The 16,235-nt window shown below is 64.4% G+C and carries 17 protein-coding genes; 10 read left to right on the top strand and 7 right to left on the bottom strand.

The genetic code is table 11. From position 1 onward, the window contains the following. Both VH499_RS03125 and VH499_RS03120 read right to left on the bottom strand, forming a co-directional pair. A complete protein-coding gene (locus VH499_RS03125) occupies window positions 1-1,377 on the bottom strand; it encodes an MmgE/PrpD family protein (RefSeq protein ID WP_332051223.1) in 1,377 nt (458 codons plus the stop codon). A gap of 56 nt (window positions 1,378-1,433) precedes the next feature. Further along, entirely contained in the window at window positions 1,434-2,045 is a 612-nt protein-coding gene (locus VH499_RS03120; RefSeq protein WP_332051222.1) for a class I SAM-dependent methyltransferase, read from the bottom strand. Window positions 2,046-2,090: 45 nt separating this feature from the next. Here VH499_RS03120 and VH499_RS03115 point away from each other — a divergent pair, with 45 nt between their 5' ends. The 4 genes from VH499_RS03115 (at window position 2,091) to VH499_RS03100 (ending at window position 5,960) form a co-directional block, all read left to right on the top strand. Further along, window positions 2,091-3,269 (top strand): CoA transferase, encoded by a 1,179-nt coding sequence (locus VH499_RS03115; protein WP_332051221.1) that lies wholly within the window; start codon window positions 2,091-2,093, stop codon window positions 3,267-3,269. Window positions 3,270-3,278: 9 nt separating this feature from the next. Then, window positions 3,279-4,073: an enoyl-CoA hydratase gene (locus tag VH499_RS03110; protein WP_332051220.1), complete on the top strand. Its 795-nt coding sequence runs from the start codon at window positions 3,279-3,281 to the stop codon at window positions 4,071-4,073. Window positions 4,074-4,248: 175 nt separating this feature from the next. Next, the gene (locus VH499_RS03105) at window positions 4,249-4,995 is read left to right on the top strand and encodes a Sir2 family NAD-dependent protein deacetylase (RefSeq protein ID WP_332051219.1); all 747 of its coding nucleotides are present in this window, start codon (window positions 4,249-4,251) and stop codon (window positions 4,993-4,995) included. 230 nt (window positions 4,996-5,225) lie between these two features. Then, a complete protein-coding gene (locus VH499_RS03100) occupies window positions 5,226-5,960 on the top strand; it encodes an SDR family oxidoreductase (RefSeq protein ID WP_332051218.1) in 735 nt (244 codons plus the stop codon). Between the two features lie 54 nt (window positions 5,961-6,014). On the opposite strand, the gene VH499_RS03095 is transcribed toward VH499_RS03100, so the two are convergent. Next, window positions 6,015-6,329 (bottom strand): hypothetical protein, encoded by a 315-nt coding sequence (locus tag VH499_RS03095; protein WP_332051217.1) that lies wholly within the window; start codon window positions 6,327-6,329, stop codon window positions 6,015-6,017. A 62-nt stretch (window positions 6,330-6,391) separates the two neighbouring features. Between VH499_RS03095 and eda the strand changes: the two genes are divergently transcribed. Next, window positions 6,392-7,030 carry a bifunctional 4-hydroxy-2-oxoglutarate aldolase/2-dehydro-3-deoxy-phosphogluconate aldolase gene (gene eda / locus VH499_RS03090; RefSeq protein WP_332051216.1) on the top strand — a complete coding sequence of 213 codons (639 nt, stop codon included), beginning with the start codon at window positions 6,392-6,394 and terminating at the stop codon, window positions 7,028-7,030. Here eda and VH499_RS03085 read toward each other — a convergent pair. Continuing rightward, window positions 7,005-7,946: a sugar kinase gene (locus VH499_RS03085; protein WP_332051215.1), complete on the bottom strand. Its 942-nt coding sequence runs from the start codon at window positions 7,944-7,946 to the stop codon at window positions 7,005-7,007. The two genes, eda and VH499_RS03085, sit on opposite strands and share 26 nt — an antisense overlap. An 82-nt stretch (window positions 7,947-8,028) precedes the next feature. Here VH499_RS03085 and VH499_RS03080 point away from each other — a divergent pair, with 82 nt between their 5' ends. Both VH499_RS03080 and VH499_RS03075 read left to right on the top strand, forming a co-directional pair. After that, on the top strand, window positions 8,029-9,573 hold the full coding sequence (locus tag VH499_RS03080) for an FAD-dependent oxidoreductase (RefSeq protein WP_332051214.1): 1,545 nt from the start codon (window positions 8,029-8,031) through the stop codon (window positions 9,571-9,573). 51 nt (window positions 9,574-9,624) lie between these two features. Further along, a complete protein-coding gene (locus VH499_RS03075) occupies window positions 9,625-11,421 on the top strand; it encodes an IlvD/Edd family dehydratase (protein ID WP_332051213.1) in 1,797 nt (598 codons plus the stop codon). Between the two features lie 27 nt (window positions 11,422-11,448). Here VH499_RS03075 and VH499_RS03070 read toward each other — a convergent pair whose 3' ends face one another. Next, window positions 11,449-12,123 (bottom strand): hypothetical protein, encoded by a 675-nt coding sequence (locus VH499_RS03070; RefSeq protein WP_332051212.1) that lies wholly within the window; start codon window positions 12,121-12,123, stop codon window positions 11,449-11,451. 197 nt (window positions 12,124-12,320) lie between these two features. Between VH499_RS03070 and VH499_RS03065 the strand changes: the two genes are divergently transcribed. Next, window positions 12,321-13,439 (top strand): aromatic ring-hydroxylating oxygenase subunit alpha, encoded by a 1,119-nt coding sequence (locus VH499_RS03065; RefSeq protein ID WP_332051211.1) that lies wholly within the window; start codon window positions 12,321-12,323, stop codon window positions 13,437-13,439. Here VH499_RS03065 and VH499_RS03060 read toward each other — a convergent pair. After that, window positions 13,436-14,314 carry an SDR family oxidoreductase gene (locus tag VH499_RS03060; RefSeq protein ID WP_332051210.1) on the bottom strand — a complete coding sequence of 293 codons (879 nt, stop codon included), beginning with the start codon at window positions 14,312-14,314 and terminating at the stop codon, window positions 13,436-13,438. The genes VH499_RS03065 and VH499_RS03060 overlap by 4 nt on opposite strands. Before the next feature lie 119 nt (window positions 14,315-14,433). Between VH499_RS03060 and VH499_RS03055 the strand changes: the two genes are divergently transcribed. After that, on the top strand, window positions 14,434-14,952 hold the full coding sequence (locus VH499_RS03055; RefSeq protein WP_332051209.1) for a cold shock domain-containing protein: 519 nt from the start codon (window positions 14,434-14,436) through the stop codon (window positions 14,950-14,952). A gap of 33 nt (window positions 14,953-14,985) precedes the next feature. Beyond that, entirely contained in the window at window positions 14,986-15,474 is a 489-nt protein-coding gene (locus VH499_RS03050; protein WP_332051208.1) for a DUF192 domain-containing protein, read from the top strand. 53 nt (window positions 15,475-15,527) lie between these two features. On the opposite strand, the gene VH499_RS03045 is transcribed toward VH499_RS03050, so the two are convergent. Further along, window positions 15,528-16,187, bottom strand: coding sequence for an O-methyltransferase (locus tag VH499_RS03045; RefSeq protein WP_332051207.1), 660 nt, complete (start codon window positions 16,185-16,187; stop codon window positions 15,528-15,530). Between the last annotated feature and the right edge of the window lie 48 nt (window positions 16,188-16,235).

Below are 16,235 nucleotides of genomic sequence, written 5' to 3'. Positions count from 1 at the left end.
TCAATTCTTCACGGAGGCGCGCGCGAGTTCGCCTACGTCGTCCAGGCTCTCGATCCGGTCGATCGCGTCGCGCAAGCGCTCGGCGCCGCCAGACCCGAGCACGGGCGTGACCAGACTGTCGAACTTTGCCTCCAGCGCGCTGCGCTGCTTGCCGATGTCGGTCCAGGGGATGCCCGAGTCGTGCTTGGCTTCGATCGTCGTGCCGTCGTCGAGCTCGACCGCCATTTCGGCCAGCGAATGTGTCCAATTCGGCTTGAATTCGATGGCCATCTTGTCGCGCAGCGTCCTGATGCGGGGCTCCCGGGTGACGGCCTCGGTATAGGAAGCGAGATTGGCGGTGTCGACGCCCGACAATGCCATGGCTACCGTCTGGCGGAGCGAGAACTTCGCCTCGAGGCCAGTCGTGGGATGAGGGATGTTGCAGACCTTGTCGGCACCGGCGTCGATCCTGAGCAGGATCTGGCGCACCCTCTGCGGCGGGAAATTGCTTCTCAGGCGAATCTCCTTCGCGCATTCGATCGGCGCATGCGTGAGGTAGCAGGCCGCGTGGTATTTGAAGAGATTATTGCGCAAATGCCAGCCGGACGGCGGCTCGCCGAGCGCTCCATCGACCTCGAGATGATCGCTCTGCGACGAGGCGAAGCCCTGGTCGCATTCGAGCGAATCGGCCCGCGCCGTGAAACCCTTGGCGGCGAGGCGCGCGGCGCGCAAGCCATGCTCGGACGCCGTACCGGCATGGAGCGCCTTGCACATCGTGCCGAAATTCGACTTCAGCCCGGCAGCTTGTGTGGCGGCAATGCCGAAGGCGACGGCGAGCTGCCGTTCGTCCAGCCCCAGCATGCGGCCGGCGGCGGCTGTCGCGGCGAAGGAGCCGACGGTGCCGGTGACATGGAAGCCCTTTTGGTAGTGGCTGGGCGCCACCAGCCGTCCCACGCGCCCCGAGGTCTCGTAGCCGGCGACGAAGCTCTCGATGAAGAGACGCCCCGGCGACTTCACCTGCTCGCCCAGTGCCAGCAAGGCGGGCACCACGGTCACCGTCGGATGACCGCCCATCGCGAAGTTGACGTCGTCGTAGTCGAGGGCGTGGCTGGCCGCGCCGTTGATCAGCACCGCAGCCGCAGGTGACGTCTTCTCGCGCCGACCGACGAGACTTGCCTTGCCAGTGGTACCGTCGTCGAGCGCCTCGCTGACGAGGATGTCCGCCAACTCTTCCTGTGCGCCGGCGACCGTGACGGCGAACCAGTCGATCAGGCACTGCTTGGTGCGTTCGATCAGGTCGTCCGGCAAGTCACGCCATGAGAGATGGGTCGCCCGCTTGGCGATTTCAGCCGTGACGGGGACGTCACGCGACGCGACAGAAGATTGCGAAGCGGCCATGTTGCCTCCGGTGATGCCGATGGCCCGAGTGTCGGAAACCCGGGGTGCCTTGTCCACTAGCCGGGCTTGCGCGCGACGACATGGAAGATATGCCAGTGCTTTGCGTTGCCCCGAGGCGTGACGCCATCGGCCTCCTCTTCCTCGAACAGCTCGACATCGAGGCCGTCGAGCATCGTCATCGCTTCGGCGCGCTCGAGGAAGGTCATCCCGGATCGGCCGTGCCAGGAATCGCGCACCCCGTACCATTGTCCGCTGAAGCGGCCGCCGGCAGGAAGCGCGCCGCGAATCCGCGCCCAGAGATCGCGAAATCGGTCGGGTTCGCAAAGCGGCATGGCGAAGCTTGTGTTCACGAGCAGCACACCGGGCGGCAGCGGCACGTCTTCGAGTCGGGCCAGCACCGGCGTCAGGCGTTCGGCGCCGGCCAGATCGCGCGCGGAGAGCTGGCGTAGCGCTTCGGGCTCGGCATCGACGGCGACGACCTTCCAACCGCGCCGCAGAATTTCGACGACATCGCGGCCGTCACCGCAACCGAGATCGATGGCCAGCGCGCCGTCCGATTGCGGTGTGCCGAAGCGATCGAGTGCGGCGAGCAGGGTGCGGCGGGGCGGTCGATCACGCAGTTGCTTGTAGTAGGCAGCCCAGCCCGCCGCCTTGTCGTCAGGTGACATGTTCGGCATGGTACGCGCCTGTTTCTTCGCAACAAGAGTAGGCCAATGACCGCAGGACCGCTTGCCCGCTTTACCGTGCTCGACCTGACCCGGGTGCGCGCCGGGCCGACGGCGGTGCGCTATTTCGCCGACTGGGGCGCCAACGTCATCAAGATCGAGATGCCGCCCGGAGCCGGAGACATGGACATGGGGGGGCCGCGCCATGGTCCCGACTTCCAGAACCTTCACCGCAACAAGCGCTCGATCACGCTGAACCTCAAGGAGCCGGATGGACGCGCCGTCTTCATGAAGCTCGTCGAGAAGGCGGACGTGGTGGTCGAGAACTACCGCGCCGACGTCAAGTTCCGACTGGGCATCGACTATGAGAGCCTGAAGGAGGTCAATCCGCGGATCGTCCTGGGCTCTATATCGGGTTTCGGCCAGGACGGGCCTTACGCCGAACGTGCGGGGTTCGACCAGATCGCCCAGGGCATGGGCGGCCTGATGTGGGTGACGGGCATGCCTGGGCAGGGGCCGGTGCGCGCCGGAATCGCCGTCGCCGATGTGGGGGCTGGATTGCATTGCGCCATCGGCATCCTGATTGCGCTGTTGGAGCGCGAGAGTTCGGGCCAGGGCCAGTGGATCTCGACATCGCTCCTGCAGGCCATGATCTCGATGTGCGACTTTCAGGCCGCGCGCTGGAGCATCGCCAGGGACGTGCCGGGCCAGGCCGGGAACAATCACCCCACTTCGATCCCGACCGGCGTCTTCAAGACGAAGGACGGCTACGTCAACATCGCGGCGTCGGGCGGCCATATCTACAAGCGCTTCTGCAAGGCGATCGAGGCGCCCGAGCTGGAGAGCGAAGAACGTTTCGCCACCGACAAAGCGCGCGCCAGCAACCGCGACGCGCTGAACGAGGAGATCAACAAGCGCGTCGCCAGATACGGCAGCGCCGAACTGGTCAAGCTCCTCAACGATGCCGGCGTGCCCGCCGGCCCCATCTACAAGATGGACGAGATGTTCGCCGACCCGCAGGTAAAGCACCTCAGGATGGCGCATCCGGTGAACTCGCCCAAGCTGGGGGCCATCGAGCTCATCGGCCAGGCGATCAACATGAACCGTACGCCATTCGAGATGCGCTCGGCTACGCCGGAGCAGGGCGCGCATACGGAGGAGGTGCTGAAGGAGTTCGGCTACGACACGGGCGCGATCGCGGATTTTCGCAAGCGCGGCGTGATCTGAGGAGGAACTATGATCAGTCCCACATCACGGATGATCGCGGAAAAGGACGGTCCGGTCGGCCGTCTGATCTTCAACAAGCCGGAACGTCACAACGCCACATCGTCGGACATGTGGGAAGCCATCCCCGTGATCCTCGAAGAGTTCGAACAGGATCCGGCAATCCGCGTCATCGTCGTCACAGGCGCCGGCGACAAGGCGTTCGTATCCGGTGCCGATATCTCGGAGTTCGAAAAGGCGCGGGCCACGCCCGAGCAGGTCGCGCACTACGACAAGATTGGCGAGGTGGCCAACTCCCGTCTCGTCAAGTGCGCGAAGCCGACGATCGCCCGCATCCGCGGCTATTGCGTGGGCGGCGGCGTGGCGATCGCGCTTACCTGCGACATCCGGATCGCGTCGGACAATGCAAAGTTCGGCGTCCCCGCCGCCAAGCTCGGCCTGGGCTATCGCGCTGCCGGCATCCACGCTTTGATGAACGTGGTCGGACCGTCTTTCGCCAAGGAGATTTTTTATACCGGCCGCCTGTTCAGCGCCCAGGAAGCATTGGCCATGGGGCTCGTCAACCGCGTCGTGCCCGATGGCGAGCTCGACGCCTATGTCGGCGACTATTGCCGGCGCATCGGCGAGAACGCGCCGCTCACCATGCATGCAGTCAAACGCACGGTCGAGGAGTTGACGCGGCTCGACGGCAAGCCCGATTTCCATCGGGTGGCGCAATTGGTCGGCGACTGTTTCGCCTCCGAGGATTATGTCGAAGGACGCCGCGCGTTCATGGAAAAGCGCAAACCCCTCTTCAGGGGCCGCTGAACCAGGCAGGTGGAAGCCGTGTTGGCGGGCCATGATCACTCCAACGCGCCGGCCTTCATGGCGGCGGTGACCAGCAAGATGGTCACCGCCTGCCGGGCGATCCGCGTCGCCACCGGAGTCGTTTCCATGCACAATGGAACCGTGCCTTCGCCTTGATCGGATGAAGGGAGGAAGCATGGATGATATCCGGCGGCTGCACGACATGATCGCTTCGGCCAACCGCATCGTTGCCTTCACCGGTGCGGGGATTTCGACCGAATCGGGCATCCCTGACTTTCGCTCCCCGGGCGGTATCTGGACCAAGTACCAGCCGATTTACTTCGACGATTTCGTTTCCTCCGAGGAGATGCGGCGGGAGGCGTGGCGCCGGAAATTCGCAACGGACGAGACGGTGTTGAAGGCGGAACCCAATGCCGGGCATCGCGCGCTCGCCAAGCTCGTCGAGCAGGGACGTATGAGCGCGGTCATCACCCAGAATGTCGATGGCCTGCACCAGCGATCGGGCGTGCCGGACTCGAAGGTCATCGAGCTCCACGGCAACACTACCTACGCAACGTGCCTCGATTGTGGCCAGCGCCACGAGCTGGAGCCGATCAAGCGGGCGTTTCTGGACAAGGGCAAGCTGCCGATCTGCAACAAGTGCGACGGAATGGTGAAGACGGCCACAATCTCCTTCGGTCAGGCGATGCCCGAGATTCCCATGGCGCGGGCTCAGCACGAGGCCCAGTCGTGCGACCTTTTCATCGTGCTCGGCAGTTCGCTCGTGGTCTATCCCGCGGCGGGATTTCCGCAGGTCGCCAAGCGCAACGGCGCGAAGCTCGTGATCGTCAATCGCGATCCCACCGACCAGGACGACGATGCCGACCTTGTCGTCCATGCCGAGATCGGCCCCACGATGAGCCGGGTCGTGGGTGTCAACTGAGATGGACTGGAGCGGCGAAAACCATCGGCGTGCATGCACAGCGGATGGCCGGATCTGCAAGATTGCGGCCACGCTCTGAAACCTGGCAGCGCAAGCTGCTCAATTCGGGTTCGCCAAGAGGGCGTGACCCCGGCTCAGCACCGCGCTCACTGGCATCGGCACCATGCTGCATGTTGGCGCCAAAAGGTCCTACAAGGAGGGAGGCTTGATCAACCAATAGCGAGGCGGGCATGCGGCTGGAAGGCAAGGTTTGCGTGGTGACGGCGGCGGGGCAGGGGATCGGCCTCGCGACCGTCCGCGCTTTCGCACGTGAAGGTGGCTCGGTGTGGGCGACCGATATCGATGCGACGAAACTGCAGGCGCTATCGGGCATCGCTGGCGTCCAGACACGGCGGCTCGATGTCCTGGACAAGCGCGCGATCGATGCACTGGCAAGGGAGGTCGGCGCGGCCGATGTGCTTTTCAACTGCGCGGGCTTCGTCCACCACGGATCGGTGCTCGACGCCACCGACGAGCAATGGCAGTTCGCGTTCGACCTCAATGTCCGTAGCATGTTCTGGACGATCCAAGCATTTTTGCCAGCCATGCTCGGCAAGGGCGGCGGCTCGATCGTGAACATGTCCTCGGCGGCCTCCTCGGTGAAGGGGGCGGCCCTGCGCTTCGTCTATGGCACAACCAAAGCCGCAGTGATCGGGCTTACAAAATCGGTCGCCGTCGACTATGTGGGCACGGGCATTCGCTGCAATGCGATCTGCCCGGGCACTGTGCAAACGCCGTCGCTCGACGAGCGCATTGCGGGCCTGGGCGGCGGCACGGACGCCCGCCATTTCTTCATGCAGCGCCAGCCGACTGGCCGCTTTGGTTCAGCCGAGGAAGTCGCCGCGTTGGCAGTCTACCTGGCAAGCGACGAGTCGGCTTTCACGACGGGCACGATCAGCTTGATCGACGGCGGCTGGAGCGTCTGACCGCTGGACCGTCGTGCAGGGACATCTGCACTTCTCCATCCGCGGCCTGTGGAGTCAACGCAAGAACGGACGGTGAGGCTCCGGCTTTGGCATCTCTTTCGACATCAGGTCGACAGCCGACTTCAAGTGCCGGACGGCCTCGGACAACTTCACCGTCATGTCGCCCATCCGCTCTATCAGCCCGCCCAGAACCTGGTTCACCTGCTGCTGGGCCAATTGGCCGCCGGGCGCTTCCCCAAGACGGACGATCGCCGTCATTGCCTGATCCGAGCGCGTCGCTACGTCGAATTTCTCGTCGAATTCGTCCAGGCATTCTTCGACGTTGTTCAGCTCCTTCTGGATACCAGGGTGCCTGATGTGGTCTGGCATGACATCCTCCGGCCTTGTGGAAGCCGGGAGGGTAGCACCCTTTCACGACGGAGCACTTGACGATGGATATTGCGGCCATCACCGGCCTGGCGCCGGCTATTCCCGTCCTCACGATCGATCGCGTTGCCGACGCCGTTCCGCTCGCGCGCGCCCTCGTCAAAGGCGGATTGCCTGTGCTGGAGATAGCCCTGCGGACGCCGGCCGCGGTCGAGGCGGTGAAGTCGATCGTCGCTGCGGTTCCGGATGCCATCGTTGGCGCGGGTACGATCCTGAACGAAAGGCAACTCGGTGAGGCCCGGGAGGCGGGAGCACGCTTTGGCGTCAGTCCAGGCTGCACGGATGCTCTGGCGGCAGCGATCAAGACGGCAGGAATGCCTTTTCTGCCGGGCGTGCAGACGGTGTCGGAGGCCCTGACGCTCGGCGAACAGGGCTTTCGGCTCCTGAAGTTCTTTCCTGCCGGTTCTGCCGGCGGTCTGGGCTGGCTGAAGGCCGTCGGACCGCCGTTGGCCGGCGTGAAATTTTGCCCGACGGGTGGGATCAGCCAAGAAAATGCGGCAGCTTATCTCGCCCTGCCGAACGTGACATGCGTGGGTGGATCGTGGGTCGCCCCGGGTGCCATGGTGGCCGCCGGCCGGTGGCTGGAAATCGAACAGCTGGCCCGGGCGGCCGCCACCCTCAAACGCGGGTCGGCGCATCCTTGAGGGCCGCCAGGACCGCGTCACGGCGCGGAATGGGCGTGACGGCGCCATAACCCTCCGTAGAGAGCGCGGCGGCGACGTTGGCGTAGCGACCGGCGGCCTCGAGGTCGTCGCCGGCGAGCAGGCGCGCGAGAAAAGAACCGTCGAAGGTGTCGCCGGCGCCGGTGGCGTCCACCGGCCTCACAGGATGGCCTGGCAAGCGGATTCGTTCGCCGCGCGTGGCGATCAGGCAGCCCTCGCCGGCCATCTTCAAGGCTACCAGCGGCGCCCCCAAGCCGAGATAGAAGTCGATGATGGCTTCGGGTGATTTCAGGCCGGTGAGCTGCTGGGAATCGTCCAGGCTGGGCAGGGCGATGTCACATCGGGCAATCGTGGCGTCGATCGTGTGGCGCGCGGTGTCGATGTCCCACAACCGCAGGCGCAGGTTGGTGTCGTAGGAGACCTTGACCCCTGCAGCCCGCGCCGCCGCAATGGCAGCATCGCAGGTGGCGCGCGCGCTTTCGCTGATCGCCTGGCCGATCGCCGACAGGTGGAAGAAGCGGGCGCCGGCAATGTAGTCGGCTGGCAAGTGCTCGGGCTGCATCAGCGACGCCGCGGAGTTCTTGCGCAGATAGTCGAACTTGTGGCCCGCTTCCGTGTGAGTGACGAAGCTGACGCCGGTCGGCGCTGTGGGGTGTCGGCTCACTCTGGAAGCATCGACGCCTTCGGCTTTCCAGAGCTCGAGAAAGGCGTCGCCCATCCAGTCCTGTCCCAGGCCGGTCAGATAGCCCGCCGAGGCGCCCTGTCGCGCCGCCGCGATCGCCACGTTCTGCGAATCGCCGCCGAAACCCTGCAGCCAGGTACGGCCGTCGCCTTCGCGCGGTCGATTGAACTCGATCAGGGGTTCGCCGAGGCAGACAATGGACGGAGACGCAGACATGGTGCCGGAGATTTCCCATGGCGCCGAACCGCACTCAAGGACGTTGACTCGGGACAATCACGATCGAAAGGGAGTTTGCAAGATGGCTGACGACCAGGCCAAGCCGACCGGCCCCGACCTCACCCAGGGCATTCCTTTCGCCGATCTCGCCGACGGGACCATGCTCGTCGGGCATGTCGGCGACGACGATGTCTTGCTCGCGCGACAGGGCGAGGACGTCTTTGCGGTGGGAGCGCATTGTACGCACTATCACGGTCCCTTGGCCGAAGGGCTCATGGTCGACGGCACGGTACGGTGTCCCTGGCATCATGCCTGCTTCAGCCTTCGCGATGGCGAGGCATTGCGTCCGCCGGCCTTGAGTCCGCTCGACTGCTGGTCCGTGGAGCGGCGCGACGGCAAGATCTTCGTGACAGGCAAGCGGTCCGCGACCAGAGCGGTGGTTCGGGCAAAGCCTGCGACTGCGGCTCCAGGCCGGATCGTGATTGTCGGCGGCGGCGCAGCCGGTTTTGCGGCCGCCGAGATGCTGAGGCGGGAGCAGTATCAAGGCAGCATCGTCATGCTGAGCAACGACGATGCGGCTCCCGTCGACAGGCCCAACCTGTCCAAGGACTATCTTGCCGGCAGTGCGCCGGAAGAATGGCTGCCGTTGCGCCCGGATGATTTCTACGCCGAAAAGGGCATCGACCTTCGGCTGCGTACGAGCGTCGCGAATATCGATCCCGGGGCACGCCAGGTGCGGCTATCTGATGGCGGTAGCGTCTCCTATGACCGCCTGCTTCTGGCGACCGGGGCCGAGCCTGTGCGCTTGACCATACCAGGCGCGGACGGGCCGGCGGTCCATATCCTGCGCTCGGTATCGGACAGCCGGGCGATCATCGAGCAGGCCAAGGTGGCGCGCCGCGCTGTCGTGATTGGCGCGAGCTTCATCGGTCTCGAAGTCGCCGCATCACTGCGGGCACGCAAGATCGAGGTCCATGTCGTGGCGCCGGAGAAGCGGCCGATGGAGCGCATTCTGGGACCGGGCATGGGCGATTTCGTGCGCGCCCTTCATGAGGAGCACGGCGTGGTCTTCCATCTCGACAATGCGCCGGCTGCAATCGACGGCAAGCTTGTGAGATTGAGAAGCGGCAGTGCGCTGGAAGCAGATTTCGTAGTGATGGGCGTGGGCGTTCGGCCGAGAATCGAACTCGCAGAGAAGGCGGGCCTTGCCGTCGACCGCGGGATCGTCGCGAACGCCTTTCTGGAGACGAGCGCTCCCGGGATCTATGTCGCCGGCGACATTGCGCGTTGGCCCGATCCACACAGCGGGCAGCCGATCCGCGTCGAGCACTGGGTCGTCGCCGAACGCCAGGGCCAGGCGGCGGCGCTGAACATGCTGGGGCATCGCGAGGCATTCACCGCCGTCCCGTTCTTCTGGAGCCAGCACTACGACATTCCCATCAACTATGTCGGCCATGCCGAACGATGGGACGAGCTGACGGTGGACGGCGACATCGCGGCGAAGGATTGCCTGCTGCGCTACAAGGTGAAGGGCCGCACGCTCGCCGTCGCCTCGATCTTCCGGGACGTTGCCAGTCTGCAGGAAGAGGTGGCGCTGGAACGCGATCGGGCGTCGTCGCCCGCTTGATCTCTCGCGCCCGATCTCGCACGCTTGGGCGATCAAGATCGGAGGAACAGGATGGCCGCCAGCAAGAAGAGCAACGGCAAGCGCCGCCTGCGCAGTCGCGAATGGTTCGACGCGCCGGGCGATCCGACGATGGCGGCGCTCTATCTCGAGCGATACATGAACTTCGGCCTGACCCTCGCCGAGTTGCATAGCGGACGGCCGATCGTCGGTATCGCCCAGACCGGCAGCGACCTCTCGCCGTGCAATCGTCATCATATTGAACTGGCACACCGCGTACGCGACGGCATCCGCGATGCGGGCGGCATCCCGATCGAGTTTCCCGTCCATCCCATCCAGGAGACCGGCAAGCGGCCGACGGCCGCGCTTGACCGCAACCTTGCCTATCTCAGTCTGGTCGAGTGCCTCTACGGCTACTTCTTCGACGGCGTGGTCCTCACGACGGGTTGCGACAAGACAACGCCCGCCATGATCATGGGGGCGGCGACCGTCAACATCCCTGCCATCGTGCTCTCCGGCGGGCCGATGCTCGATGGCCATTTTGCCGGCGGACTCGCTGGTTCGGGCACTATCGTCTGGTACGCTCGCCAGGAGCTCGCGGCGGGCCGAATCGATCTGAAAAAATTTCTCGAATGGGTGGCCGGCAGCGCGCCGAGCGTGGGCCACTGCAACACCATGGGAACCGCACTTTCCATGAACAGCATGGCGGAGGCGCTCGGCATGTCCTTGCCGGGCTGCGCGGCCATTCCCGGGCCCTATCGTGAGCGCGGCCAGATCGCCTACGAGACCGGCAAGCGCATTGTCGGCATGGTGTGGGAAGACCTGAAGCCGTCGGACATCCTGACGCGCAAGGCGTTCGAGAACGCCATTGTCGCGGCAAGCGCGCTCGGCGCGTCGACGAATTGTCCGCCGCATGTGAATGGCATCGCCCGCCATGTCGGAGTGACGCTTTCGAACGAGGATTGGGATCGCATTGGCTACGAGATCCCGCTGCTGGTGAACTGCATGCCAGCGGGCAAGTACCTCGGCGAGGCGTTTCATCGCGCCGGCGGGGTGCCGTCCGTGATGCACGAGTTGCTGCGCAAGAAGAAGATCCACGGCGATGCCATGACGGTCACCGGCAAGACCATGGCGGAGAATGTCAAGGACGCGCCGGCGCCGGACGGAGAGGTCGTCAAGTCCTACGACAAGCCAATGCTCAATCAGGCGGGCTTTGCCGTGCTCTCCGGCAATCTGTTCGATTCGGCGATCATGAAGACATCCGTGATCTCGCCGGAGTTCCGCAAGAAGTATCTGGAGCGTGCGGGCGACAAGGACGCGTTCGAGGGCACGGCCATCGTTTTCGAGGGGCCGGAGGACTATCATCACCGGATCAACGACCCGAAGCTGCCGATCGACGAGAACAGCATCCTGTTCATCCGCAACACGGGTCCGGTGGGCTACCCGGGCGCCGCCGAGGTCGTGAACATGCTGCCGCCGGATCGGCTGGTGAAGGGCGGCGTGCTCCTGCTGCCGTGCGTCGGTGATGGCCGGCAAAGCGGAACCTCGGCAAGCCCTTCGATCCTGAATGCCTCGCCGGAAGCAGCGGTGGGCGGCGGCCTTGCCCTGCTCGAGACCGGCGACAAGGTGCGCATCGATATCGGCAAGCGCACCGCCAATATCATGATCAGCGACACCGAGCTCGCGAAGCGCAAGGCGGTCTGGAAGCCCAATATCAAGGAGAGCCAGACTCCGTGGCAGGAGCTTCAGCGCAAGTTCGTGGGACAGCTCGCAAGCGGTGCGTGCCTCGACTTTGCCATCGACTTCCAGAGGATCGCGCAGACCAGAGGAGTGCCGCGCCATTCACACTGATCACGAATGCCGCGACGTTCCGTTTCGCTACCGGAACAGGCGCTGCTCCACGGTGATGGGCAGATCGACGCGGTCGATGAGAACGATGGCCCACGGCGAAGTCGGCGATCCCGCCGGATGCACAGGCACCGGCGGAAGGCTGGTGACCGCGTGCGGGGCGAACGCGGCCGCTCCTCCGGCATTGAACGCCGGACCGGCCGCGACCGGATGCGGCGTCGGCGAGGCACGTTCAGCCATCATGACATCGTCCGGAGCGCGCTCCTCGAAAATCAGCATGAAGCGGTCACGGCGACGGCCTGCCGAGAGGATATTCACCGAATAGCCAGGGCCGGAACGCTGGCCGAGGAATATCCCGACGGCACTCATGCGTCCCGACTCGAAGACATCGGGCGCCGCCTTGCCGACCCGGCTCCAGAGACTGCGCCACTCGGCCATCGTGCTGGCAAATACCTGCGCCGGCTGGCGGGTCAGCGCCGAAGTTCCAGTCCACTGCCGGACGGTCTGGGCTGCAGCAGTCCCGCACAGGCTCATAGAGATGGCCACGAACAATGTTGCTGCCTGCAGCGACCGCAGCGCCACCAGGCGCCGGCGTATCCCACAGAACGACTTGTCGCTGAACCACACGAGTGATGCTCGTCCGAACCTGGTCGATAAAACCCGAACCCAAACCACCATGACAGTTTGGCTCAAATGAGGCGTCACCGGCGATGCCGGTCGGGGTCAATGGTCGATTCTGGTCCAGTGGTGCGAAAAAGCCACAGTATCGGTTCGTATCAATCGTACGGCCTGGTGCTCCGTTCATCCGGGATGCCAGGTGGCGATCACTCTGGCCATCCGGACTCATCGCACTCGTCGCTGGCGGGGCGTAGGCTGGCGGATCGCAAGCAAGAGGCAAGAGCATGACGATGGGGACGGACGACCAATCGGTGGCGCAACGGGTCCTTGATCATATTGCAAACGGTACGACCGACATGGGCAGTGAGGTGTGGAGCGAGCCGGTAGCGAACTATCGTTCTCCGCAACGGCTTCAACGCGAGATCGAACAGGTGCTGCGACGTTCACCGACTGCGTTCTGTCCATCGGCAGCTCTTCCGGAAGCAGGTTCCTACCTTGCCCGCGAGGCTGCCGGCACACCGATCGTTGCGGTGCGTGGGACGGACGGAAACGTGCGGGCGTTCCGCAATGCCTGCCGCCACCGCGGCATGCAGGTCGCCGACGGCGGTGGCTGCGCACGTGCTTTCGTCTGCCGCTACCACGGTTGGACTTACAGTCTCGAAGGCAAGCTTCGCCATATTCCACATGAGCAGGGGTTCCCCGGCTTCGACAAGGAAACGCACCCGCTGGTACCGGTCACGGCGACCGAAAGGTTCGGCCTGGTATTCGTCACGCAGGACGAGCCGGCGATCGGCGACGATTCCCTGGACGGGCTGAACAGACTGATCGGGCCGGATCAACGGTTGTTCGCGAGTGCCGAGCGCGACTTCGATGTCAATTGGAAGATCTTTCTCGAGGGCTTCATCGAGGGCTATCACATCAAATCGACGCATCCCCAGAGCTTCTTGCCTTACGGTTTCGACAATCTGAACGTGATCGATTTCTTCGGTCGGCACAGCCGCGTGACCTATCCGTTCCGGCGCATCGCCAAGCTGGCGAAGATCGCGTCGCAGGAGCGGCGCGTAGAAGGGCTTCTTACCTACGTCTATCATCTCTTCCCCAACGTGCTGATCACGGTGCTTTCACGGCACACCAACCTCGTTGTCCTCGAGCCGTTGGCGATCGATAGAACGCGCCAATTCACCTACACGCTGACGAACGGTGGCGGAGACGACCCGGCAGCACTCGCCGAAGCCAGGCGCGACGCCGAGTTTGTCGGCACGACCGGTGCAATGGAAGATCGGGCAATCGTGCAGGCAATCCAGCGCGGGCTGGCCAGCGGCGCCAACGACGTCTTTACCTTCGGCCGCTTCGAAAGTGCGATCTGCCACTTCCATCGCACGCTCGCCGCCGCGCTCGTCTAGCTGCGCTTGGCCCTGTCGACGGCGTTGGTCGACTGGATCTGCTCGCGGATGCGGCGCCAGTCGTCCTCGCCATGGGCGAGCATGTGGGAGAAGGTGCCGTTGCCCATGATGCCCATGCCGCCGTCGATCGCGATGACCTCGCCGTTGATGTATTCGACTTCGTCGCTCATCAGGAACGCCGCCATGTTCGCGAGCTCGCTCGGCCGGCCGACCCGGCCAAGGGGATTGCGAGCCTTGTAGCGCTGGTTGTCGTCGTCCTTCATGGGGTTCAGCCGCGCCCATGCGCCCTCGGTGGGAAAGGGACCGGGCGCAATGGCATTGAGGCGGATGCCGTAATGTCCCCATTCCACCGCGAGGCTCTGGGTCATCACCGCCACGCCCGCCTTCGACATGGCCGAGGGCACGACGAAGGGGCTGCCCGTCCACACCCAGGTCGTGAGGATGCTGATCACGCTTGCCTTCCGCTTCTCGGCGATCCAGCGCTTGCCGCAAGCGTTCGTGGTGTAGAACGTGCCATGCAGGACTATGTTGGCAATCGCGTCGAAGGCCCTGGGGCTGAGATCCTTGGTCTGGGAGATGAAGTTGCCGGCGGCATTGTTGACCAGGCCGTCGAGCGGTCCGCTGGCCCAGATCCGGTCGATCATCTCCTCGACCGCAGGGGCGACCCGTATGTCGACCACATGGGTCTCGACCCGCCGGCCGGGGTGCCTCGCCATGACCTCTCGGGCCGTCTCCTCGAGCACGGCGCCCCGTCGGCCGCAGATCACGCAATCGGCGCCCAGTTCCACGAAGCGTTCCATCATGATCCGCCCGAGGCCGGTCCCGCCGCCGGTCACCAGGAGGCGCTTTCCTTGAAACAGGTCTGTTCTGAACACCGCCCCCGTCCTCTCGCTGCAGTGGGTCTGTCGTTACGTGAGAGGCCGGACGGGCACAAGGGCTGTTGCACCCGTCCGCCGGACTGCTAGGATTTCTGCATAACAACAGGGATCGTTGAATGACGACCCAACAGGGAGAAGTAAGCGGGGACGTCGGTTCGGTTGAGCTGCGTGGTCGAGTGAAATGGTTCAACGCCGTCAAGGGATATGGCTTTCTGGCCCTCGAAGGTGACAACAGCGACGCGTTCCTGCATGTGACGACACTGCGCCAATCCGGGCATGAGGATCTCAAGCCTGGCGCGACAGTGACTTGCGCTGGCGTGCGCGGCCCCAAAGGCTGGCAGGTCATGAGGGTGCTCGACGTCGATCAGTCGACGGCCGTCGCCGTCGCGCCGAAGCCGCCATCCATACCGGATGGCGTTGCGATGGGCGATTACATCACGGCCTTGGTCAAGTGGTACAACAACGAGCGCGGGTACGGCTTCGTCACGCGCGAGGCAGAGGATGGCGATATCTTCATCCACGCTGCGGTCTTGCGTCGTCACGGCATGGAATCGCTGACGCCCGGCCAGAAGGTGATGGTCCGGATCGCCGAAGGTCAGAAAGGATTGCAGGTCGTCGAGATCCGGGCAGCTTGACCGCGTCCGCGATCGTCGCGCACTAAGGGCGCCATGGCGTCAGGGTTCAATTCGCGTCGGCTTGGTCGGCGCTTCGTGCTCGGCATTCCCCTCATGGTAGCGGCAACCGCCGCGTGCAGCCAGGACGGCGAGATCAAGTACGAGCATTCGTTGCTGACGATCGTGACCGGCTCGCGCGAGTTGAGATTCGATGTCGAGATGGCGCTCACCGAGCCGCAGCGCGAGCACGGGCTGATGTTCCGCAAGACGCTCGGCCCCTATGAAGGAATGCTGTTCGACTTCTACCACGACCAGAAGGTGAGCTTCTGGATGAAGAACACGCTGATCCCGCTCGACATGATCTTCATCGCGGGCAACGGGATCATCAAACACATCCATGCCAACGCCAAACCGCTTTCGACGGATACCATTCCCAGCGAATATCCCGTCCGTGCCGTCCTCGAGATCAACGGCGGGACAGCTGGCCTGCTCGGTATCAAGCCGGGCGACAAGGTCAGGCATCCGATCTTCGGCAATGCCTGACTCCTCGACCGCTGAACCGATCGCGACTTTCGGATCGCCGGATTTCCGGTTCTCTACCGTTTCAGTGCGCAGGTCATGCCGTCGCCGACAGCGAAGAGAGCAAGGTCGACACGTTCGTCGGTCTTGAGCTTGGCGTTGAGCGCGCGGATGGCCCGGGTGTCCTCATCCGTGTCGGCGAGGTTGGCGACGGAACCGCCCCACAGCACGTTGTCGATCAGGATGAGACCGCTTCGCCGCACCAGCATCAGACAGCGCTCATAGTAGGCGTCGTAGTCGTCCTTGTTCGCATCGATGAAGGCAAGATCGATCTGACCGGCCAGCCCTTGCGCCAGCAGCCAATCGAGCGTCTTGAGCGCAGGGCCTATCGTGAGCTCGATGCGCTTGTCGAGACCTGCTTCCTGCCAGTAGCGCCGGGCGATGGATGTCCAGTCCTTGCTGACGTCACAGCACCAGAGCTTGCCGCCCTCGCCCAGTGCCTCCGCAATGCACAGCGAGGAGTAGCCGGTGAAGGTGCCGACCTCGACTGCCCGGCGTGCGCCGATGGCGTGCGCCAGCAGCGCGATCTGCTGGCCCTGGTGGGCGGAGATCTGCATGCCGGCACGCGGCATCGCGGCGGTTTCCTCGCGCAGCCGACGCTTCAGCGGGCTTTCGCGCAGCCAGTTGACGTCGACATAGTCGGCAAGTGCGCCGCTGATATTTGCCCAGCTTTTCATCGTCTCTCCTGTTGGCGGGATGGACCGGTCTCGCTACGGTCGCGCCCC

This window comes from Reyranella sp. (assembly GCF_036558665.1).
Taxonomy (GTDB): domain Bacteria; phylum Pseudomonadota; class Alphaproteobacteria; order Reyranellales; family Reyranellaceae; genus Reyranella.
Note: the sequence above shows the minus strand (reverse complement) of the source record. Positions and strands in the feature narration are given on the sequence as shown.

Coding starts and splice junctions, on each gene's coding strand:
- VH499_RS03080 (WP_332051214.1), top strand. CDS start 8,029: ATGGCTGACGACCAGGCCAAGCCGACCGGCCCCGACCTCACCCAGGGC.
- VH499_RS03105 (WP_332051219.1), top strand. CDS start 4,249: ATGGATGATATCCGGCGGCTGCACGACATGATCGCTTCGGCCAACCGC.
- VH499_RS03075 (WP_332051213.1), top strand. CDS start 9,625: ATGGCCGCCAGCAAGAAGAGCAACGGCAAGCGCCGCCTGCGCAGTCGC.
- VH499_RS03095 (WP_332051217.1), bottom strand. CDS start 6,329: ATGCCAGACCACATCAGGCACCCTGGTATCCAGAAGGAGCTGAACAAC.
- VH499_RS03125 (WP_332051223.1), bottom strand. CDS start 1,377: ATGGCCGCTTCGCAATCTTCTGTCGCGTCGCGTGACGTCCCCGTCACG.
- VH499_RS03100 (WP_332051218.1), top strand. CDS start 5,226: ATGCGGCTGGAAGGCAAGGTTTGCGTGGTGACGGCGGCGGGGCAGGGG.
- VH499_RS03065 (WP_332051211.1), top strand. CDS start 12,321: ATGACGATGGGGACGGACGACCAATCGGTGGCGCAACGGGTCCTTGAT.
- VH499_RS03085 (WP_332051215.1), bottom strand. CDS start 7,946: ATGTCTGCGTCTCCGTCCATTGTCTGCCTCGGCGAACCCCTGATCGAG.
- eda (WP_332051216.1), top strand. CDS start 6,392: ATGGATATTGCGGCCATCACCGGCCTGGCGCCGGCTATTCCCGTCCTC.
- VH499_RS03055 (WP_332051209.1), top strand. CDS start 14,434: ATGACGACCCAACAGGGAGAAGTAAGCGGGGACGTCGGTTCGGTTGAG.
- VH499_RS03115 (WP_332051221.1), top strand. CDS start 2,091: ATGACCGCAGGACCGCTTGCCCGCTTTACCGTGCTCGACCTGACCCGG.
- VH499_RS03045 (WP_332051207.1), bottom strand. CDS start 16,187: ATGAAAAGCTGGGCAAATATCAGCGGCGCACTTGCCGACTATGTCGAC.
- VH499_RS03050 (WP_332051208.1), top strand. CDS start 14,986: ATGGCGTCAGGGTTCAATTCGCGTCGGCTTGGTCGGCGCTTCGTGCTC.
- VH499_RS03110 (WP_332051220.1), top strand. CDS start 3,279: ATGATCAGTCCCACATCACGGATGATCGCGGAAAAGGACGGTCCGGTC.
- VH499_RS03120 (WP_332051222.1), bottom strand. CDS start 2,045: ATGTCACCTGACGACAAGGCGGCGGGCTGGGCTGCCTACTACAAGCAA.